This is a genomic window from Streptococcus milleri (assembly GCF_900636525.1).
GTDB lineage: Bacteria > Bacillota > Bacilli > Lactobacillales > Streptococcaceae > Streptococcus > Streptococcus hominis.
Map to the genome: position 1 here is coordinate 89,586 of NZ_LR134288.1, position 20,177 is coordinate 109,762.

Annotated in this window: 15 protein-coding genes; 14 read left to right on the top strand and 1 reads right to left on the bottom strand. The window is 39.2% G+C overall.

The annotated features are described in order from the left end of the window. Positions 1-4: 4 nt before the first annotated feature. The 9 genes from EL087_RS00520 to EL087_RS00560 all read left to right on the top strand — a co-directional run bounded on the left by EL087_RS00520 (position 5) and on the right by EL087_RS00560 (position 8,830). A complete protein-coding gene (locus EL087_RS00520) occupies positions 5-628 on the top strand; it encodes a V-type ATP synthase subunit D (protein ID WP_003041020.1) in 624 nt (207 codons plus the stop codon). 307 nt (positions 629-935) lie between these two features. After that, entirely contained in the window at positions 936-2,420 is a 1,485-nt protein-coding gene (gene thrC / locus EL087_RS00525; protein WP_003041065.1) for a threonine synthase, read from the top strand. A gap of 130 nt (positions 2,421-2,550) precedes the next feature. Then, positions 2,551-3,828 (top strand): MATE family efflux transporter, encoded by a 1,278-nt coding sequence (locus EL087_RS00530; RefSeq protein WP_003028583.1) that lies wholly within the window; start codon positions 2,551-2,553, stop codon positions 3,826-3,828. Next, positions 3,825-4,436 carry an HAD-IA family hydrolase gene (locus tag EL087_RS00535; RefSeq protein WP_126406121.1) on the top strand — a complete coding sequence of 204 codons (612 nt, stop codon included), beginning with the start codon at positions 3,825-3,827 and terminating at the stop codon, positions 4,434-4,436. Before EL087_RS00530 ends, EL087_RS00535 begins: the two co-directional genes overlap by 4 nt. A gap of 92 nt (positions 4,437-4,528) precedes the next feature. Continuing rightward, positions 4,529-4,963, top strand: coding sequence for a MarR family winged helix-turn-helix transcriptional regulator (locus EL087_RS00540; RefSeq protein ID WP_003028586.1), 435 nt, complete (start codon positions 4,529-4,531; stop codon positions 4,961-4,963). Between the two features lie 13 nt (positions 4,964-4,976). Next, a complete protein-coding gene (locus EL087_RS00545; protein ID WP_003041039.1) occupies positions 4,977-5,339 on the top strand; it encodes a DUF1304 domain-containing protein in 363 nt (120 codons plus the stop codon). Between the two features lie 101 nt (positions 5,340-5,440). Further along, positions 5,441-6,775, top strand: coding sequence for an Nramp family divalent metal transporter (locus tag EL087_RS00550; RefSeq protein WP_126406124.1), 1,335 nt, complete (start codon positions 5,441-5,443; stop codon positions 6,773-6,775). Positions 6,776-6,867: 92 nt separating this feature from the next. Further along, positions 6,868-7,146 (top strand): phasin family protein, encoded by a 279-nt coding sequence (locus EL087_RS00555; protein WP_003036975.1) that lies wholly within the window; start codon positions 6,868-6,870, stop codon positions 7,144-7,146. Between the two features lie 109 nt (positions 7,147-7,255). Next, entirely contained in the window at positions 7,256-8,830 is a 1,575-nt protein-coding gene (locus tag EL087_RS00560; RefSeq protein ID WP_126406127.1) for an ABC1 kinase family protein, read from the top strand. Positions 8,831-9,104: 274 nt separating this feature from the next. Here the strand turns inward: EL087_RS00560 and EL087_RS00565 are convergent, their stop codons facing one another. After that, on the bottom strand, positions 9,105-9,728 hold the full coding sequence (locus EL087_RS00565; protein ID WP_126406129.1) for a TetR/AcrR family transcriptional regulator: 624 nt from the start codon (positions 9,726-9,728) through the stop codon (positions 9,105-9,107). A gap of 421 nt (positions 9,729-10,149) precedes the next feature. On the opposite strand from EL087_RS00565, the gene EL087_RS00570 reads away from it, so the two are divergent. The 5 genes from EL087_RS00570 (at position 10,150) to EL087_RS00590 (ending at position 20,168) form a co-directional block, all read left to right on the top strand. Beyond that, positions 10,150-16,404, top strand: a complete 6,255-nt coding sequence (locus EL087_RS00570; protein ID WP_185952261.1) for a Spy0128 family protein — start codon at positions 10,150-10,152, stop codon at positions 16,402-16,404. A gap of 305 nt (positions 16,405-16,709) precedes the next feature. Then, the gene (locus EL087_RS00575) at positions 16,710-17,153 is read left to right on the top strand and encodes a zinc-dependent MarR family transcriptional regulator (protein ID WP_126406136.1); all 444 of its coding nucleotides are present in this window, start codon (positions 16,710-16,712) and stop codon (positions 17,151-17,153) included. Further along, positions 17,150-17,857, top strand: a complete 708-nt coding sequence (locus EL087_RS00580; protein WP_049534612.1) for a metal ABC transporter ATP-binding protein — start codon at positions 17,150-17,152, stop codon at positions 17,855-17,857. The genes EL087_RS00575 and EL087_RS00580 overlap by 4 nt, the downstream gene beginning before the upstream one ends. Continuing rightward, positions 17,850-18,656 (top strand): metal ABC transporter permease, encoded by an 807-nt coding sequence (locus EL087_RS00585; protein ID WP_126406139.1) that lies wholly within the window; start codon positions 17,850-17,852, stop codon positions 18,654-18,656. The genes EL087_RS00580 and EL087_RS00585 overlap by 8 nt, the downstream gene beginning before the upstream one ends. A gap of 9 nt (positions 18,657-18,665) precedes the next feature. After that, positions 18,666-20,168, top strand: a complete 1,503-nt coding sequence (locus EL087_RS00590) for a zinc ABC transporter substrate-binding protein AdcA (RefSeq protein ID WP_126406142.1) — start codon at positions 18,666-18,668, stop codon at positions 20,166-20,168. The last annotated feature ends 9 nt before the right edge of the window (positions 20,169-20,177 follow it).

Below are 20,177 nucleotides of genomic sequence, written 5' to 3' on the forward strand. Positions count from 1 at the left end.
GCCAATGACTCGTTTGAATGTCAAACCAACCCGAATGGAGCTGAACAATCTAAAAGAGCGACTGAAAACAGCTACTCGCGGTCACAAACTCCTCAAGGATAAACGGGATGAACTGATGCGTCGTTTCATTAAGGCTGTTCGCGAGAACAATCACCTCCGCCAAAAAGTTGAATCAGCTTTGGTCGGGCACATGCAGGACTTTGTATTGGCGAAAGCCTTGGAAAGCGACCTCATGGTAGAAGAGATTTTTGCTGTTCCTATGCGAGAAGTCAACCTTCATATCGAACAGGAAAATATCATGAGTGTGCAGGTGCCAAAAATGCATGCTCATATTGACAATCCTTATGGTGATGACGAGGGAGATGTAGTTTATAGCTATGTGGCATCTAACAGCCAAATGGATGAGACGATTGAGGATATGGGCAACCTATTGCCCGACCTCCTGCGCTTAGCAGAGATTGAAAAGAGCTGCCAGCTGATGGCAGATGAGATTGAAAAGACCCGCCGTCGGGTCAATGGTCTAGAGTATGCAACCATTCCAGATCTCACAGAGACCATTCATTATATCGAGATGAAGCTAGAAGAAGCCGAGCGCGCTAGTCTAGTAAGAGTAATGAAGGTGAAATAAACTACAAAATAATTAAAAAGAGTCCAGCGATAAAAGTTGATGAAATGTTTGATGAACATGTGAAATCATCTTTATTTGCCCGACTTTTTTTGTTCAGTTCAGCAAAAAGTAAAAGCGTTAAAAATTGCATTTACAACTTTTGATTCACATGCTCATGAGAAATATATAGAATAAGGAGATTTGGATAGATTATCTCAATTTAGTAAAGATAAATAGCTATTCCCTCTCACTTTTTCCATAAAAATGCGAGAATTTTCTGATAAATCATGTTATAATAGAACAGACTACACGAAAGGGACGGAAATTTATGACTTTAGTTTATCAATCAACGCGTGACGCAAACAATACGGTAACAGCCAGTCAGGCTATTTTGCAGGGGTTAGCAACGGACGGTGGTCTCTTTACGCCCATTTCTTATCCGCAACTAGAGCTGGACTTTGCCAAACTCAAAGACGCTTCCTATCAGGAAGTTGCAAAATTGATTTTATCTGCTTTTTTAGATGACTTTACAGATCAAGAGCTGAATGACTGCATTAACAATGCCTATGACAGCAAGTTTGACACGCCAGAGATTGCTCCCTTGGTGAAACTGAATGGGCAATACAATTTGGAACTTTTCCATGGTGCTACGATTGCTTTTAAGGATATGGCCTTGTCTATTCTCCCGCATTTGATGACAACAGCAGCGAAAAAGCATGGTCTGGAAAATAAAATCGTCATTCTGACGGCGACTTCTGGTGATACCGGAAAAGCAGCTATGGCAGGCTTTGCGGATGTTCCGGGAACAGAAATTATCGTCTTTTATCCTAAAAATGGTGTCAGCAAGGTTCAGGAGTTGCAGATGACCACTCAGATCGGGAACAATACTCACGTGGTAGCTATTGAGGGCAATTTTGATGACGCCCAGACCAATGTTAAACGTATGTTTAATGACGCGGCTCTTCGTGAGCGGCTGGCAGCGCACAAGTTGCAATTTTCTTCTGCTAACTCCATGAATATCGGGCGCTTGGTGCCACAGATTGTTTACTATATCTATGCTTATGCACAGCTGGTTAAGACTGGTCAGATCGTAGCTGGTGATAAAATTAATTTCACAGTTCCGACGGGTAATTTTGGTAATATCTTGGCAGCCTACTATGCTAAACAAATTGGTCTTCCGGTCGGCAAGTTGATTTGTGCTTCTAATGAAAATAATGTCCTAACGGATTTCTTTAAGACACATGTTTATGACAAAAAGCGTAGCTTTAAGGTAACGTCTAGTCCGTCTATGGATATTTTAGTTTCTTCAAACTTAGAGCGCTTGATTTTCCACCTGTTAGGAAATAATGCAGAAAAGACAGCAGATTTGATGAAATCTCTCAATCAGCATGGTCAGTATGAGTTGACTGATTTTGACCCAGCTATTTTAGAACTCTTTGCGGCAGAATATGCCACGGAAGCCGAGACAACAGCTGAAATCAAACGAGTTTATGAAGTGTCTGATTACATTGAAGATCCGCACACAGCAGTCGCCTCAGCTGTTTATCAAAAATACCGGACAGCTACAGGTGATGAGACTACGACTGTTGTTGCTTCAACCGCCAGTCCTTATAAATTCCCAGTAGTGGTAGTCGAAGCTGTAATGGGACAAAGTGGTCTTAGTGATTTTGAAGCTTTAGTAAAACTCCACGAGATTTCAGGAGTTGCAGTGCCTTCTGCAGTTGCTAACCTAGAAACCGCACAAGTTCGCCATAAAACGACTGTTGCCGCTGACCAGATGCAGGCAGCAGTAGAGAGTTATCTAGGGATTTAATTAAAGGTATTATCAACGCTCAGCTGGTCAGCCAACTGGGTGTTTTTATTTTGCAAAAGTATCTATGTGGTTAAGATGTTGTAAGCTTGGTGCAGAAAAGTGTATAATCAATCTTAGGAGTTTTTAATAGATGACCAATTACAAAAAGATTTTAAACATCGCTTTACCAGCTATGGCGGAAAATTTTCTGCAAATGTTAATGGGAATGGTGGATTCGTATTTAGTAGCGAGTCTCGGTCTCGTGGCTATTTCAGGGGTTTCCGTTGCAGGCAATATCATCAGCATTTACCAGGCCATTTTTATTGCGCTGGGAGCAGCGGTATCCAGTCTAATTTCTAAAAGTTTGGGAGAAGGAGATCGAGACAATCTAGCTTATCATACTAGCGAAGCCATTAAGCTCACCATGCTTGTGAGTATGTTTCTGGGGCTCCTCTCTCTTGTTTTTGGACGCCAGATATTAGCTTGGCTGGGAACGGAGCCTGCCGTCGCCAATGCAGGTGGTCTTTATCTAGCTTTAATCGGGGGAATGATTCTCCTTTTGGGTCTGATGACTACGCTAGGCTCCTTGATTCGGGCAACTAGCAACCCTCGCCTGCCTATGTATGTCAGTTTTTTGAGCAATCTGCTCAATGTCCTTTTTTCCAGTCTTGCGATTTTTATTTTTCACATGGGAATCGTTGGAGTGGCACTGGGTACCATTTTAGCTCGTCTGGTGGGCGTTTTGATTTTATGGAAAGAATTGTCTCTGCCTCTGGCATCTTGGAGTTGGAAGCTGGACTGGGAACTGTTGCGTTTATCTCTGCCAGCTGCTGGAGAGCGGCTGATGATGCGCGCTGGGGACGTGGTGATTATTGCCATTATCGTTAAGTTCGGGACAGATGCCGTTGCGGGAAATGCTATTGGAGAGGTTCTGACACAGTTCAACTATATGCCGAGCTTTGGAGTCGCTACCGCAACGGTTATGTTGGTGGCTCACGCGGTGGGACAGGCGGATTTTCAGACAGTTAGGAAGCTGACGAAGCAGACCTACTGGCTATCTCTAGGGCTCATGTTACCGGTGGCTTTACTTATTTTTGCGCTGGGTCAACCACTAACACATCTTTATACAAAGGACAGCAGCGCTGTGACAGCTAGCTTGTCGGTCATTCTTTTTTCACTTTTGGGTGTGCCTATGACAGCAGGAACAGTCATTTACACAGCTGTTTGGCAAGGATTGGGAAATGCCAAGTTACCTTTTTGTGCCACGACTGTTGGTATGTGGCTGATTCGCATTGTAGCGGGCTATTTTCTGGGAGTAACTCTGGGATTGGGCTTGTCCGGAGTTTGGAGCGCCACTCTTTTGGACAATGGCTTTCGCTGGATCTTTTTACAAATCATCTATCAACGGAAAATGAGGAAAATAACATGACAAAAGCTTTTATTTGGGATTTGGACGGAACCTTGCTGGACTCTTATGATGCGATTTTGGCAGGGCTTGAGGAAACCTATATGTACTATGGCTTAGATTTTGACAGACCAGCTATCCATGCTTATATCTTGCAGCATTCTGTTCAGAAACTACTGGAAAAAGTTGCGGCAGAAAAAGGTTTAGATGCTGAAGAGATGAACTGTTTTCGAGGTCAAAGTTTGCAAGAGAAAAATGCTCACATTCAGCTCATGGATGGTGCTAAGGCTATTCTTGCTTGGGCGCAGAAAGCAGATATTCAGCAGTTTGTCTATACTCATAAAGGGAAAAATGCTTACCAAATTTTGGCGGATTTAGAGATTTTGGATTATTTTACAGAAATCGTGACTACTGCTAATGGATTTGCAAGAAAGCCCGACCCAGAAGGGGTGAACTATCTCGTAGAGAAATACCAGCTGGATAAGACAAGCACTTACTATATCGGCGATCGGATGTTGGATGTAGATGTTGCCTTTAACAGCGGTATTCAATCAATCAATTTCTGCGATGATCGACCAAACATTAATCACAAAATCGACTATTTACTAGAGATTAAACAGATAATCCGTTAAAGAAAGGCAAAATATTTGCTTTTCTGTTTTTGATGGTCTATAATTGACTCATCAATAGTTGACTAGTCAATTAAAACCAGAAAGGAGAAAATATGGTTGCCATTCATCATCTGCTATATCAATTACATTTAACCGATCAAGCTATCACGCAACTCTTTGAGCAAAAATTAGAAATTAGCTTAACGCGGTACGAGATCTTGAACTTTTTATTGGACAATGCTCCATGTAGTCAAGTTGCTGTGCAAGAGGTCTTAAAAATTGATCCCGCAGCATTGACTCGGCATTTCAAACTTTTAGAAGAGCGCGGTTATGTTCAACGGAGCCGCAATCCCAAAAATCAACGAGAAGTCCTAGTGGATGTTACGAATGTTGCAAAAGAGCAGCTTCTGCACGAGCCACAGACCTATCATGTAGATGTCAAAAAGCAAATGGAAAAAGTTCTCTCGGATGATGAGCAAAGGACGCTGAGTACTTTATTAGAAAAACTTGTATCTGGCTTAGATCAAATTACTGTAGAAAAACATTAGAAAGAAGAAATGTATGTCACTCATTACTACGATATTAGCAACAATTGTCGCACTGGAACACCTCTATATTTTTTATCTAGAAAGTATCGCTACCCAGTCAGACAGCACCAGCCGAGTCTTTAATATGAAAAAGGAAGAATTATCTCGCCCGTCCGTCACATCTTTGTTTAAAAATCAAGGGATTTACAATGCCTTTTTAGCTCTTTTCCTGCTATATGGCTTGTATATTTCACATAATTTAGAAATGGTGACCATTTTTGTTTTATTTGTCATTGGAGTTGCAGCTTATGGCGCTGTAACGGCTAATAAGAAAATCATCTTGACCCAAGGGGGCCCTGCGATTTTAGCTATTCTAAGCATTTTATGGTTTAAATAGCACCAAATATTAACCATTATAAAAATATAAATTAACCACCGTTAATAGTTTGTGCTATAATATATAGTAGAAACAATTCTACAATAGAAAGAATGATAGAAATGTCAGACAAAAAGGTTTCCTTAAGTGAAGTTAACCAAAGCATTGCAACGCCTAAAAACGCTGGTTTCTTTCGTACTTTATTAGCTTTTTCAGGGCCGGGAATGTTGGTTGCCGTTGGTTATATGGATCCGGGAAATTGGATTACAAGTGTTGTAGGTGGTGCCACCTATCGTTATTTGCTCTTATCAGCTGTCTTGGTTTCTTCTGTAATGGCTATGCAGTTACAACAAATGGCGGGAAAATTAGGAATTGTCACAAGGATGGATTTGGCACAAGCCATTGCGGCTCATACGTCAAAGCCAGTTCGCTATCTCCTTTGGGTTATTACAGAGCTGGCCTTAATGGCAACGGACTTGGCAGAAGTCATTGGTGCAGGGATTGCACTTCATTTACTATTTGGCTGGTCTTTGTTATTTTCGATTTTGATTACAGTCTTTGACGTTTTCCTGTTGCTTTTTTTGATGAAATTAGGCTTTCGTAAGATTGAAGCTATTGTTGGAACGCTGATTTTAACTATTTTATTGATTTTCTTATATCTGGTGATCCTTGCAAAGCCCGATCTTCATCATATTTTATCAGGATATTTGCCAAATCTGGCAGCTTATCAACATACGGCTAGTAAAAATGGAACGTCCGTTTTGACCTTAGCACTAGGCATTGTGGGGGCAACGGTCATGCCACACAATCTGTATTTGCACTCTTCTATCGCGCAAACGCGAAAAATTAATTACAGAGCCAAACAATCCGTGCATGAAGCAGTACGATTTATGACGTGGGACTCGAATATTCAATTGAGTTTGGCTTTTGTGGTTAATTCTTTGCTGTTGATTTTAGGGGCAGCATTATTCTTTGGACATGCGGATAAAATTGGTGCTTTTTCTGCAATGTACAATGCCTTAAAAGACCCTCAAATTGCTGGTGCTATTGCTAGTCCTATCCTCTCAACGCTCTTTGCAGTGGCTTTGTTAGCAAGTGGTCAAAACTCAACTATTACAGGAACTTTAACGGGACAAATTGTGATGGAAGGTTTCTTAAATATGAAGTTACCACCGTGGTTTCTCCGCTTGGTAACCCGCTTATTAGCTCTTTTGCCAGTTGTGATTGTTGCTATTTTATACGGAGACAAAGAACAAGTGCTAGACAATCTTTTGGTCTATTCCCAAGTCTTTCTTTCTGTCGCTTTGCCATTTTCAATCTTTCCACTCGTGTATTTCACCTCTAATAAAATGCTCATGGGCGAATTTGTCAACAGCAAATGGAATACCTACTTAGCTTATGCCGTTTCTATTTTATTAACTATTTTGAATGTAAAACTTGTGGTTGATCTTTTTTAAAAATTTGTCTATCAGTTCAATTTTCTCTAGAATAAATGGCTTAAAAGCGCTATAATGAAAGTGGAAAGATTCTCATATATGGAGGTGTCAAGATGGACGAATTGAAAAAAGTTTTGCTGGCAGGGATTGGATTGACTTCCATGACCTATGATAAAGCTAGTGAATTTGTCAAAGAATTGATTGCCAAAGGTCGCTTAACGGTGGATGAAGGCAAGCAACTTCAGTCAGAATTAAAGCGCAAAGCAAAAGAACAAACCGCTGAAAGTCAAGTTGAACACATAGATAATGTATATGCAACCAAGCAAGATATTGAACGATTAGAAGACAAACTAGACCAATTGCTTAAAGGGCTTTCGAAAACAGAAGAATAGTCTTCCATGATAACGCAGTCACAACTTTATAAAGACTGCGTTTTTTGCTAAACTAAAAGCAGGATTTGAAAGAAAAATTGACAATTATAAATAGAAGGAGGATAACTTTATGGCAAACAAACGCTTACGAGAGATTCTAACAGCCTTTAGTGCTGTTGGTTGGTCCAATCTGAAAGATCGAAAGAAGCCACTGGACGAGAAAAAAGCTCCTAAGCAATTGCGAGAAGCTTTTGAGCAACTAGGACCCAGTTTTGTAAAAATTGGTCAAATTTTGTCCACTCGCAGTGACTTATTGCCAGAAATCTATATCAAAGAGTTAAGCAAGTTGCAAGATGACGTCAAACCTTTGGATAAAGAGACCGTTATGGCTGCCATTGAAGACGAGTTAAAACGCCCAATTGAGCAACTTTTTTTAGACGTCTCGCAGGAACATTTAGCAAGTGCTTCCGTCGCACAAACTCACCGTGCTGTTTTGTTAAATGGCGATGAAGTTGTGCTGAAAATTCAGCGTCCGCATATTCAAGAGCAGATTACAGAAGATATTGCGCTCTTGATTCGACTAGCTCGTCATTTTCCTAAGCATTTACTGCCTATGGTGGATTTGCCAAAGATTCTGCAACAGTTACAGACCACTCTCTTGAACGAAATTGACTTTCGCAATGAAGCTAAGTACATGGACGAATTTGCTCGCTACAATCAAGAGATTCCTTGTGTTGGCGTGCCAAAAGTCTATCCAGACTTTACCACTCCCCACTTAATTGTGGAAGAATACATTCCTGGCGTCCGCATCAATCAATATGCTGTTTTACAAGAAGCGGGTTACGATTTGGCAGATATTGGTCAGAAACTCATGTTGAGCTTTATCAAGCAGGTATTTAAAGATGGCTTTTTTCACGGTGATCCACATCCAGGTAATCTTTTAATCTATGAAGGAAAGATTTATTTTATTGATTTTGGAATTACAGGGGAATTGGAAACGGGTTTTCGTGTGTCTCTAAACGACATGCTGTCTAGTTTTACGACACAAGACATTGATTCGATGACACAGGCTATTCTAACAATTACGACTACTAGTGAACCAATCAATAAATTGCAATTAGAGCAAGACGTTGAACGCATGCTAACCAAATACGGCAATTTAGAGTTAGGCTCCTTGTCTATTACAGATATGTTTGAGGACGTAGTAGCGATTTGTAGGCGTCATCATTTGCAAGTACCATCCCAGATGACGATCTTAGAAAAAGCAGCCTTGCAAATTGAGGGACTTTTTCGCGAGTTAGCTCCTAACATCAATCTGATGACTTTAGCCAAGCAATATTTCCTCGAAAATATGAAATCAGACATCTTGCACCAGACTTTGAGTTACGATTCTTTCTTAATCGAACTGCTCTACTTGCTGCGACATGGGAAAAGTATTCCAAGACGGCTTCATCAGCTAGTGGAGCAGATTGTGAATGGTCGCTTGGTCGTCAATCATGACTTAATTGACTACAATCAACGCTTTCGTCGTATCGAATCCGTAGCCAATCGTCTTGTACTAAGCCTTATCTTCCTAGCTTTATTACTGACAGGTGGAATTTTAACCCTCAATCCAGATACGCTATTCTTAGCAAAATTTCTTTTTGTCTTAGCGACAATGGTATTGCTGTGGTTACTCTATCTCATCATTCGCTCCACAAGATGAGAAGACAAAAAAGAGCGCGACAAGTTGAATTTTTGAAAATCACAACTTATCTCGTTCCTACAATCTTAAAATAGCACATTAGAAATTAGACATTAGCATCTTGAAAGTTGAATTATCTTGTTTGAGGCTGACCAACAGTTCTCTGGTTTCAAAGCTCTTTGTCTACTAAATCAACTACAACTTGCGAAGCAAAGTACTTCTTCATTCATTTTTCAAGCTCGGAAGAGCTGTGGAGTGAGACTGTGAACTAAGAATTTTCAATATTAGTTCGGTCTCACTCCTTTTCTTTATCTTCCAAATTATTTGTAACGATTAGTTTGTCATTAGAGGAAGCTTGCTTGAAACGAACATAGTCCGTTAAAGGGAAATGAATCAAATTTAAAAAAGTCTCGGAAAACTGCTCAGGCGGTGTGGGTTCAGGTTGGGTAATCCAAATTTCAATAAAGATGAGAATACCTCCAACAAGAACCTGCGATGCCTTTTCTTTTGGAATGTTTAATTTTTGATAATCAATCGTAATGTGCTGCTCAATCCATTGACCATACGTATTTCTTAAAAAATCTCTCCAATAGGGATCTACTGCTGTCTTAAAGAGACAACTGATTTGCCTTCGGTGGGTGTATAAGATAGGAATAACCACTTCTGCAAAAAAGACAAAAGGATCAGGATAAACTTTCTTATCATAACCTTGAAAAATCAGTTGAAATTCAGCATCAAGCTCTTTATGAATATAATCTAGAATTTCATAATTTCCATTAAAATGGCGTTTGTAAATCGCTTGTCTTGAGATCCCTGCTTTTTGCGCAATTTCTGCTAAAGAAAAATGCGATTTCTGAGGATTTTCCATTGCAAGTTCAAAAAAAGCTTCTAAAATCTTCTCTCTTGTATTAAGTACCATCTTACTCTCTCCTTATACATATTCTAATGTAAAAAATATATGTAGTCTAGCGAAAAATCTGGGAAAAGTTTACGTTTTGTAAACAAATTTACAATAAAAAATGTGTATAAATATAAAAACAACATAACTAAACTGTATTTTGCCTTAGATTTAAAAAAACTGACTTAAAATCAGATACTATCGGCATCACAATAAAGCAGGGCTTCTTAATCTCTGCTAAGGATTTACCTCACTACAGAGATTGCAGATCCAGTAAAATATTTTTTAAATAACTTATCAAAAACTTTACAGACTGTCAAGAAATAGAGAGAGAATACAGGTCATTTTGATTGAAAGTGCTATAAAGGGGTTGGTATAATGGTTTTATTAGAAGTTTATACTTTTATGCAAAATTCTAAAAAACTATAGAAAGGAAATCGTAATGATTAAAAAAATGATGAATCTTGTTGGGGTAGCATTATTGCTGGCTTCAACAATCTTATCACCGGCTAGTGCTGTTGCTCAAACGCTGACGAATCAATCTTCAGCATTGACAACTCAGTCAGAGACGAAAAAAGGTTTGGAAAATTCGTCTAGAGAAGAAGAGACAGCTAAACAAACAACACCTTCTACTGACTCGACAGGCACAAATGACAGTTCTAGCCAAGAGAAAAAGGCTGAAATGCCTGCTTCTGAAAATAAAACGGAAGCAAGTGCTGATTCGAGCCAAGTAAAAGAAGATACTGCTTCAAAGAAAACTGATAATGTGGAGGAAAAAAATGAAAGCAAACCAGGAGCACCCCCTGCCTTAACACCTAGAAGCGAAGGAAGCAAGTACGATCTTTCTAGCGCTGCAAATGCTAAAGAATGGAATGATGTTATCACAGAAATGTATGTGACAAACAAAGATGGAAACCCTATCCCCCCAAAAGGTGTACAGATGTGGGAAACTTTCCAAGTGCATGTAAAATTTAGCCTTCCGAATAACACAGTTAATGAAGGCGACACCACAACTATTACGTTACCAGAAACTTTACGATTTCCAGAATGGACAGACTTTGAAGTTAAGGATTCAAAAGATAAAGTTGTTGCGCATGCAAAAATCAACCCCACAACTAAAACGATTACGTTGACCTATACAAAATATCCTTCTGAACATTCGGATGTTTTAGGAGAACTGTTCTTTTATGCAGCTGTTGACCATAATAAAGTTAAAATAGAAAAAGACATAGATCTTGATTTTAAAGTGGGTCATAAAACTAAGATTGGTGGAAAACTTCATTATCAAGGCCCTGGAAAGAAAATCGAAAGTATACTAGAAAAAAGTGCTTGGCAAGATGGAGCTAACAAATCTCTTCTTCAGTATGCTCTTGCTATCAATAGAAAAGGTATTGATTTAAAAGAAGTCAATGTTCAAGATAGGCTGGACGACGATGCTAAGGGGATTCAAATTGATCAGAGCAGTATCCGTATATATGAAGTAAGATGGTCCTGGAAAAATGGTGAGTGGAAACACGATAATGAGAAAGATGTTACAACTAACCACCAGATAAAAATGGATGATGATAAACGTGGCTTCCAAACTCACTTAGGAAATATTGGGACTAAAGGTTACTATATCAGATATCAAGTTAAAACTAACTATGAACCGGTGGGTGGAGAAGTTTTTAAAAATAAGGCAAAACTTTCTTCAAAAGATAAAATTTCGGAAGAAGTCAATATCTCTTTAGTATATCGAGCTGCTGGCGGATTTGCAGAAGGTTATGTTTACTCAATGAACTTGCATAAAGAAGACGAAAAAACAAAACAAGCTTTAGCTGGTGCAAAATTTAAAGTAACGCGTGACAGTAATAAGAAAGTCATTGGTGAGTATACAACAGATCCAAACGGTGATATTACAATTCCTAATCTGTTAAAAGACGATTATACGATTGAAGAAGTGGAAGCTCCAAAAGGATACCAAAAATCAACTGAAAAGATTCGTGTTAAGCCAACTGACTTTGGAACAGACAAAGCTTACAGAAAAACAATCACTAATAAGAAAGATGAAAAAGTTTCTGCTCAACTTCAGGTTGAGAAAGAACTGATTGGTCGCCAACTGAGAGATAAAGAATTCACGTTTGAATTGAAGAAACAGGGTGAACAAACTCCGATTCAAACAAAATCAAATGATGCTGACGGGAAAGTAACATTTGATGCTCTTGAATTTACCGAAGAAGGAACATATAACTATACTATTTCTGAAAAACGTGAAGACCATCCTGAAAAGGGAATCTACTATGATCCAAATGATATTCAAGTAACAGTAAAAGTCTCAAGGAATCAAGAAGGTAAGCTAACTACTGAAGTCACTTATAAAGGTAAGGATGACAAAGGTGGTTTAGAAGATAAAAAGAAATTCACCAATCATTATATTCCAGATAAAACAAAGGGAAATCTTTTGGTGAAGAAAGAACTAATCGGTCGTAAACTTCAAGCAGGTGAATTTGAGTTTGACCTAAAAGAGAATGGGCAAATTCTCCAAACTGTGAAAAATGATGCTGACGGAAAAGTTCAATTCAAAGATATTGAATATACTAAAGCAGGAACCTATGAGTATACCATTAGTGAAAAAGCTGGTGATGTTCCAGGAGTTGAATATGAACCGAATCTTATCTCGGCAACTGTAACTGTCAAAGATAAGGGAGGAAAACTTGAAGTTACAAAGGTCACTTATTCGAAAGCTGGTGAGGAGACTAAAAAACCAACTTTTGAGAATCGCTATACTCCAGGAAAGACTTTCGCTCGATTAGAAGTGAACAAAGTTCTGACAGGTCGTCAGCTACAAAAAGACGAGTTTGAGTTTGAGTTGACTGGTAAGGAAGATCATATTCACCAAACGAAGAAAAACACTGCAGCTGGGAAAGTCCAGTTTGATACGGTTGAATATACTAAAGCAGGTGAATACCATTACACTATTAAAGAAAAAAACAATGGTCTAGGTGGTATCACTTATGATTCGAAAGAAATAAAAGTTACTGTCAAAGTTACAGATGATGGTAAAGGGAAACTGAATTCTGAAATTTTCTATGAAAATGATGATCAAACTTTCAAGAACACATACTCAGCTACTAAAACAAATGTACAACTCTCCGTTAAGAAAGCATTGACTGGTCGCAAACTGAAAGCGCAAGAGTTTGAATTTGATTTGGTTGATAATACTGAGGTTAGTCCAACTGTCGGTAAAATCTTGCAAACTGTTAAAAATAACGCCAATGGTGAGGTCAATTTCAAATCATTGGAATATACTAAAGCAGGAACTTATGAGTATTTTATCCGAGAGAACAAAGGTTCTGCACCAGGAGTTACCTATGACCAAAAATTTATCACGGTAACAGTAGAAGTCAAGGAGAAATCCGGTAAACTTGAAGTTAGCAAAGTGACTTATATGACAGATGGAGAAGAAATTAAAAAACCAACTTTCAATAATCGCTATACTCCAGTTAAAACATCTGCTAAGTTAGAGGTGAAAAAAGTTTTAACAGGTCGCCCTCTTCAAGAAGGTGAATTTGAATTTGAACTCAAAGATCTACAACGAAATAAAAAGATTTTAGAAACTGTAAAAAATACGGCTGATGGTAAGGTTCAATTCAAAGAGCTTAAATATACTAAAGCAGGAACCTATCATTATACCATTAGTGAAAAAGCTGGTGATGTTCCAGGAGTTGAATATGAACCGAATCTTATCTCGGCAACTGTAACTGTCGAAGATAAGGGAGGAAAACTTGAAGTTACAAAGGTCACTTATTCGAAAGCTGGTGAGGAGACGAAGGATCCAACTTTTATCAACCAATACACTCCAGGAAAAACGTTTGCCCGATTAGAGGTAAATAAAATTCTGACAGGTCGTCAGCTACAAAAAGACGAGTTTGAGTTTGAGTTGAAGGAAGATGGTAAGTCCGATGTTCTTCAAACGGCTAAAAATGATGCCCAAGGAAAAGTTCGGTTCCAAGCTATTAACTACGACAAAGCAGGTGAGTACCACTACACCATTACAGAGAAAAAAGGTCAGTTAGGTGGCATTACTTATGATACGAAAGAAGTAAAAGCTACTGTCAAAATTACAGATGACGGCAAAGGAAAACTACATTCTGAAATTGTCTATGAAAAAAACGACACTACCTTCAACAACACCTACACCACTCAAGCTACTTCTGCAACTTTCAATGTGACCAAGGAGTTAACGGGTCGCAAACTGAAAGCGCAAGAGTTTGAGTTTGAGTTGAAGGAAGATGGTAAGTCCGATGTTCTTCAAACGGCTAAAAATGATGCCCAAGGAAAAGTTCAGTTCCAAGCTATTAACTACGACAAAGCAGGTGAGTACCACTACACCATTACAGAAAAAAATAATGGTCTGACAGGGGTTGCTTACGACTCTAGTCAAGTGAAAGTCACAGTTAAAGTAACGGATGATGGTAAAGGGAAGCTAAGTACTACTGTGACTTATGACGGTGGTAAAACGACCTTTAAGAATACGTTCACACCAAAAGAAATCACAGTGCCACTGCAGGTGACAAAAGTCTTAACTGGTCGAAATCTACAAGATGCCGAGTTTGAGTTTGAATTGTACGATGGACAAAACAAGCTACTTCAAACAGTTAAAAATAAAGCGGATGGTACGATTCCTTTCACAGCTCTTAAGTTCACCAAGACTGGTCTTTACAACTACCTTATCAAAGAGAAAGCTGGTAAGGTTCCAGGTGTTGACTACGATAAACAGCCAATCAAGGTTACCATTCGTGTCCAACAAGAAGAGGATGGGCAGTTGGTTGTCAATATCGTCTACCTCGGTTTTGACGAGAGCGGTAAGAATAAAATTTCTAAACAAAGCTTTACAAATAAATATACTGCCAAAGGTACCGATGCTACTTTCTCTGTCACGAAGAAATTAACCGGACGTGCTTTGAAGGATGGCGAGTTTAGCTTCGAACTCAAAGAAGATGGCAAGGCAGATGTTCTTCAAACCAAGAAGAATGACAAAGCTGGTAAGGTTCAATTTGATGCAATCAAGTATCAAACTGTTGGTACTCACAAGTACACCATTACTGAGAAAAACACAGGATTGGGTGGTGTGACTTACGACACCAAGACTATCAAGGTAACAGTTGAAGTAACCGATAACGGTAAAGGTCAGCTGGTTTCAAAAGTAACCTACGAAAACAACGACCAAACTTTCACCAATACATACTCTAGTCAAAAGGTTAGTGCACAATTAGGCGTGACTAAAGAACTGACAGGTCGTGCATTAAACGATCAAGAGTTCGAATTTGAATTAGTCGGAACTGATGACAACGTTCGTCAGATGAAGAAAAATGCAGCAAACGGTCGTGTTACTTTTGATGCGATTGACTATACAAAAGTCGGAACTTATCGTTACACTATCAAAGAGAAGGACAATGGCTTAGGTGGTGTGACCTATGATAAGAAAGAAATCAAAGCGACTGTCAAAGTTACTGATGATGGCAAAGGTCAGCTAGTTGCTCAAGTATCTTATGATACAGCTAATCCAACCTTCCGCAATACTTACCTTGCTAAGGAAACAACTGCAGCATTGGAAGCGAACAAAGTGCTAACGGGTCGCGAATTGAAAGAGAATGAATTTGCCTTTGACTTGATTGGCCCAGACGGTAAAGTGGTGGAAACCGTTAAGAACGCTAAAGATGGTAAGATTTCATTTAAAGAGTTGACATTCAAAACAGCTGGAACTTATACTTATACCATTAAGGAACAAGCCGGTACTTTAGGTGGTGTGAAATATGACACCAAAGTAATCAAAGCAACAGTCACTGTCACGGATGATGGTAAAGGTCAACTACATACAACAGTTGCTTATGAAAACAACCAAAACACCTTCACGAATACTTATTCAGCAGATAAAGCCACTGCAACTCTTTCTGCTAAGAAGCTATTAGAAGGTCGTAACCTCAAAGAAGGGGAATTTGAATTTGAACTGACTGGTACAGACGATCAAGTTCGTCAGACGAAGAAAAATGCCCAAGATGGTAGCGTTACTTTCGATACCCTTGAGTATACTAAGGTAGGCACTTATCATTACACCATCACCGAAAAAGATACGAAACTCGGTGGTGTGAAATATGACACCAAAGTGATCAAAGCGACAGTCACTGTTACAGACGATGGTCAAGGCCGATTAGTAACAAAAGTTGCTTATGAAAAAGATGATCAGACCTTCAAGAACACTTATTCCGCTGCCAAAACAAATGCCCAACTCTCTGTTAAAAAAGCCTTGACAGGCCGTGCTTTGAAAGATGGCGAGTTTGAGTTTGAATTGAAAGGCCAAGATGATAAAGTTGCTCAAAGCAAGAAGAATGCTCAGGATGGCAGTGTCACTTTCGACACCATTGAGTACACGAAAGCTGGTACCTATCATTACACCATCACTGAAAAAGATACAAAACTTCAAGGAATCACTTATGATAAGAAAGTCATTAAAGTTACAGTTGAAGTGACAGACGATGGCAATGGTCAGTTGCACGCTAAAGTAAGCTACGATAAGGACGTGAAGACATTTGAAAATCGCTATACTCCACCGAAGAAGGACTTACCTAAGACAGGTACGGTCATTCATACGTTAGCTATTTTCATTGGAATTATCGCCTTAATCGGTGCAGTTTATCTCATCAAAAAGAAATCTTGATAAAATCAAGGTTGCAGAAAAACGATAAGTCTAAAATTGGAAATCTAGTGAGAATTCTCTCAAGAAATGGAGTCTCTCTTTAGATTTCCTTTTTGATGTTTAGGGGAGAAAATGGTGTGAGAAGCAATGGAAGAATTGAAGTCATTTTCGTGAAAAATAGAAAACAAAAGAAATTATATGAAGGCTTGAGGTGATTCTCAGGCTTTTCTTATGAAAAAGGCGCTGAAATTTTCACTTGACTCTTATTTTCTTTATGATATACTTAACTAGTAAAGAATTAACTGGTTAATCAGAAAAGGAGAAAAATGGGTCAGCTAGCACATGAAATTGATCGTTTTTTAAATGAAATCATTTTAAAATCCGAGAATCAACATGAGATTTTGATTGGATCTTGCACGAGTGGTATGCCATTGACCAATACTCAAGAGCATATTTTGATGTTGTTGTCTGAGGAATCTTTGACAAATTCAGAGTTAGCGAAGCGCTTGAATATCAGTCAGGCAGCGGTAACAAAGGCCATCAAGTCATTGATTAAGCAAGAAATGTTGGAACCTTTTAAAGATGTGAAAGATGCACGTGTTATTTTTTATCGGTTGACAGAATTAGCGAAGCCAGTTGCTGCGGAGCATCATCATCATCATCAGCATACATTGGAAATTTACGAAAAAATTGCCAATCAATATAGTTCTGATGAGCAAGCAACTATTCAACAATTCTTAGAAACCTTAGTGGGGGAAATCGGAAAATGAGATATATCACAGTTGAAGATTTGTCCTTCTATTATGATAAGGAGCCTGTGCTGGAGCATATTAACTATTATGTGGATAGTGGTGAGTTTGTGACTTTGACAGGTGAAAATGGAGCAGCAAAAACGACCTTGATCAAGGCTAGTCTTGGTATTTTGCAGCCTCGATTTGGTAAGGTGACGATTTCTAAGACGAATACAGCTGGCAAGAAGCTGCGGATTGCTTATCTGCCACAGCAAATCGCTAGTTTTAATGCAGGTTTTCCCAGTACGGTTTATGAATTTGTTAAATCAGGTCGGTATCCACGTAAAGGCTGGTTTCGTCGTTTGAATGCGCATGATGAAGAACATATCAAGGTCAGTCTGGACGCCGTTGGCATGTGGGAACATCGAGACAAGCGGATTGGATCGCTTTCGGGTGGGCAAAAGCAACGGGCAGTCATTGCGCGCATGTTTGCTTCGGATCCGGATATTTTTGTCTTGGATGAGCCGACAACGGGGATGGATGCTGGCAGCAAGGATGAATTTTATGATTTGATGCACCATAGTGCACATCGGCATGGCAAGGCTGTGCTGATGATTACGCATGATCCGGAGGAAGTCCGAAAATATGCGGACCGCAATATTCATTTGGTGCGAAATCAAGATTCGCCATGGCGGTGCTTCAATGTTCACGAAAGTGACAAGGAGGAGGTGAGCCATGTTTAATTTATTAGCTTACGACTTTATGCAGCGGGCTTTTCTGGCCGTAATTGCCATGAGTCTGTTCTCGCCTGTGTTAGGAACTTTTTTAATTTTGCGGCGTCAGAGTTTGATGAGTGATACGCTCAGCCACGTGTCGCTTTCGGGGGTTGCTTTTGGCTTGGTGTTAGGTATTTCGCCTACGATTTCAACTGTCATTATTGTGATTATTGCGGCAGTTTTCTTAGAATACTTACGGACGATCTACAAGGATTTCATGGAAATCGGAACAGCAATTCTGATGTCAACAGGACTTGCCATTGCTCTGATTGTTATGAGTAGGGGCAAGAGTTCCAGTTCTATGAGTTTGGATCAGTATTTATTTGGCTCTATTGTCACGATTAGTACGGAGCAGGTGATTTCACTCTTTATCATTGCGGCAATCGTGCTGGCATTAACCTTCCTCTTCATTCGACCAATGTATATTTTGACCTTTGATGAGGATACAGCTTTTGTGGACGGTTTACCTGTGCGCACCATGTCCATTCTGTTTAACATTGTGACAGGTGTTGCCATTGCCCTCATGATTCCAGCGGCAGGTGCGTTGCTGGTATCGACTATTATGGTGTTGCCAGCCAGTATTGCTTTGCGGTTGGGCAAGAACTTTAAATCCGTTATCTTGTTGGCAAATGTCATCGGCTTCTTAGGTATGATTGCTGGATTGTATATTTCATATTATGCAGAAACGCCAGCCAGTGCAAGTATTACCATTATTTTTGTCGGCGTATTTTTACTAGTAAATTTATTGAAAAAATTTATCAAATAGGAGTAAGAAATGAAGAAAATTGGTCTATTAGTAGCAAGTTTACTGAGCATCTTTTTAGTGGCTTGTTCCAATCAAAAAAGTGCAAATGGGAAATTAAATGTTGTCACAACATTTTACCCAGTTTATGAATTTACCAAGCAAGTAGCAGGCGATGCTGCCAATGTCAAACTCTTGATTGGTGCAGGAACAGAACCGCACGAATACGAGCCTTCTGCCAAGGCAGTTGCAACGATTCAAGATGCAGATGCTTTTGTATATGAAAATGAAAATATGGAAACTTGGGTACCAAAATTGCTCAAAACTTTGAAAAAAGACAAAGTAAATGTGGTGAAAGCAAGTGGAAAAATGTTGCTTCTTCCTGGTACAGAAGAGGAAGAAGACCATGATCATGGGAGCGAAGGACACCATCATGAATACGATCCCCATGTGTGGTTGTCACCAAAACGTGCCATTAAAATGGTGGAGAATATTCGCGACAGCTTAAGTAAACGCTATCCCGATAAGAAAGCGACTTTCCAAAAGAACGCAGCAGCTTACATTAAGAAATTAGAAACTCTGGATAAAGAATATGCAACTGGTTTAGCAAATGCAAAACAAAAAAGTTTTGTGACGCAACATGCTGCTTTTCGATATCTTGCATTGGATTATGGTTTGAAACAAGTTCCTATTTCAGGGCTTTCACCAGATAGTGAGCCTTCAGCAGCGCGTTTAGCTGAATTGACAAAATATATTAAGAAAAACAATATTAAGTATATCTATTTTGAAGAAAATGCTTCTCAAGCATTGGCTTCTACATTGGCAAAAGAAACAGGTGTGAAGTTAGATGTCCTTAATCCGCTTGAAAGTTTGACTGAAAAGCAAACAAAAGATGGAGCAGATTACATTTCCATCATGCAATCAAACTTGAAAGCCTTGAAGAAGACAACTGACCAAGAGGGCGCTGAAATTTCTGCTGAAAAAGAAGAAAATACGAAGACCGTTCAAAACGGTTACTTTGAAGATAGTGCTGTTAAAGATCGTACTTTGTCTGACTACGCTGGTCAATGGCAATCTGTCTATCCATATTTGCAAGACGGAACTTTAGACCAAGTCTTTGATTACAAGGCAAAATTGAGTGGTAAGATGACAGCGGCTGAGTACAAAGCCTATTATGAAAAAGGCTATAAGACAGATGTGTCTAATATCAATATCACAGATAAGACCATGGAATTTGTAGTAAACGGGCAAAAGAAGAAATATACTTACAAATATGTCGGCAAACACACTTTGACGTATTCGAAAGGTAATCGTGGCGTGCGCTTCATGTTTGAAGCGACAGACCCTGACGCAGGTAAGTATAAATATGTTCAGTTTAGCGACCATAATATCGCCCCAACGAAAGCAGCACACTTCCACATTTTCTACGGTGGTGAAAGCCAAGAAGCCCTCTTTAACGAATTGGAAAATTGGCCAACTTACTACCCAACGAAATTAAGTGGACAAGAAATCGCCCAAGAAATGCTTGCGCATTGATAAAGACAC

What these genes read in the sequence shown, in the direction of transcription:
- EL087_RS00560 (WP_126406127.1), top strand. Translation starts at nt 7,256, where the DNA reads ATGGCAAACAAACGCTTACGAGAGATTCTAACAGCCTTTAGTGCTGTT.
- EL087_RS00550 (WP_126406124.1), top strand. Translation starts at nt 5,441, where the DNA reads ATGTCAGACAAAAAGGTTTCCTTAAGTGAAGTTAACCAAAGCATTGCA.
- EL087_RS00540 (WP_003028586.1), top strand. Translation starts at nt 4,529, where the DNA reads ATGGTTGCCATTCATCATCTGCTATATCAATTACATTTAACCGATCAA.
- EL087_RS00535 (WP_126406121.1), top strand. Translation starts at nt 3,825, where the DNA reads ATGACAAAAGCTTTTATTTGGGATTTGGACGGAACCTTGCTGGACTCT.
- EL087_RS00545 (WP_003041039.1), top strand. Translation starts at nt 4,977, where the DNA reads ATGTCACTCATTACTACGATATTAGCAACAATTGTCGCACTGGAACAC.
- EL087_RS00565 (WP_126406129.1), bottom strand. Translation starts at nt 9,728, where the DNA reads ATGGTACTTAATACAAGAGAGAAGATTTTAGAAGCTTTTTTTGAACTT.
- EL087_RS00590 (WP_126406142.1), top strand. Translation starts at nt 18,666, where the DNA reads ATGAAGAAAATTGGTCTATTAGTAGCAAGTTTACTGAGCATCTTTTTA.
- EL087_RS00570 (WP_185952261.1), top strand. Translation starts at nt 10,150, where the DNA reads ATGATTAAAAAAATGATGAATCTTGTTGGGGTAGCATTATTGCTGGCT.
- EL087_RS00575 (WP_126406136.1), top strand. Translation starts at nt 16,710, where the DNA reads ATGGGTCAGCTAGCACATGAAATTGATCGTTTTTTAAATGAAATCATT.
- EL087_RS00585 (WP_126406139.1), top strand. Translation starts at nt 17,850, where the DNA reads ATGTTTAATTTATTAGCTTACGACTTTATGCAGCGGGCTTTTCTGGCC.
- thrC (WP_003041065.1), top strand. Translation starts at nt 936, where the DNA reads ATGACTTTAGTTTATCAATCAACGCGTGACGCAAACAATACGGTAACA.
- EL087_RS00530 (WP_003028583.1), top strand. Translation starts at nt 2,551, where the DNA reads ATGACCAATTACAAAAAGATTTTAAACATCGCTTTACCAGCTATGGCG.
- EL087_RS00580 (WP_049534612.1), top strand. Translation starts at nt 17,150, where the DNA reads ATGAGATATATCACAGTTGAAGATTTGTCCTTCTATTATGATAAGGAG.
- EL087_RS00520 (WP_003041020.1), top strand. Translation starts at nt 5, where the DNA reads ATGACTCGTTTGAATGTCAAACCAACCCGAATGGAGCTGAACAATCTA.
- EL087_RS00555 (WP_003036975.1), top strand. Translation starts at nt 6,868, where the DNA reads ATGGACGAATTGAAAAAAGTTTTGCTGGCAGGGATTGGATTGACTTCC.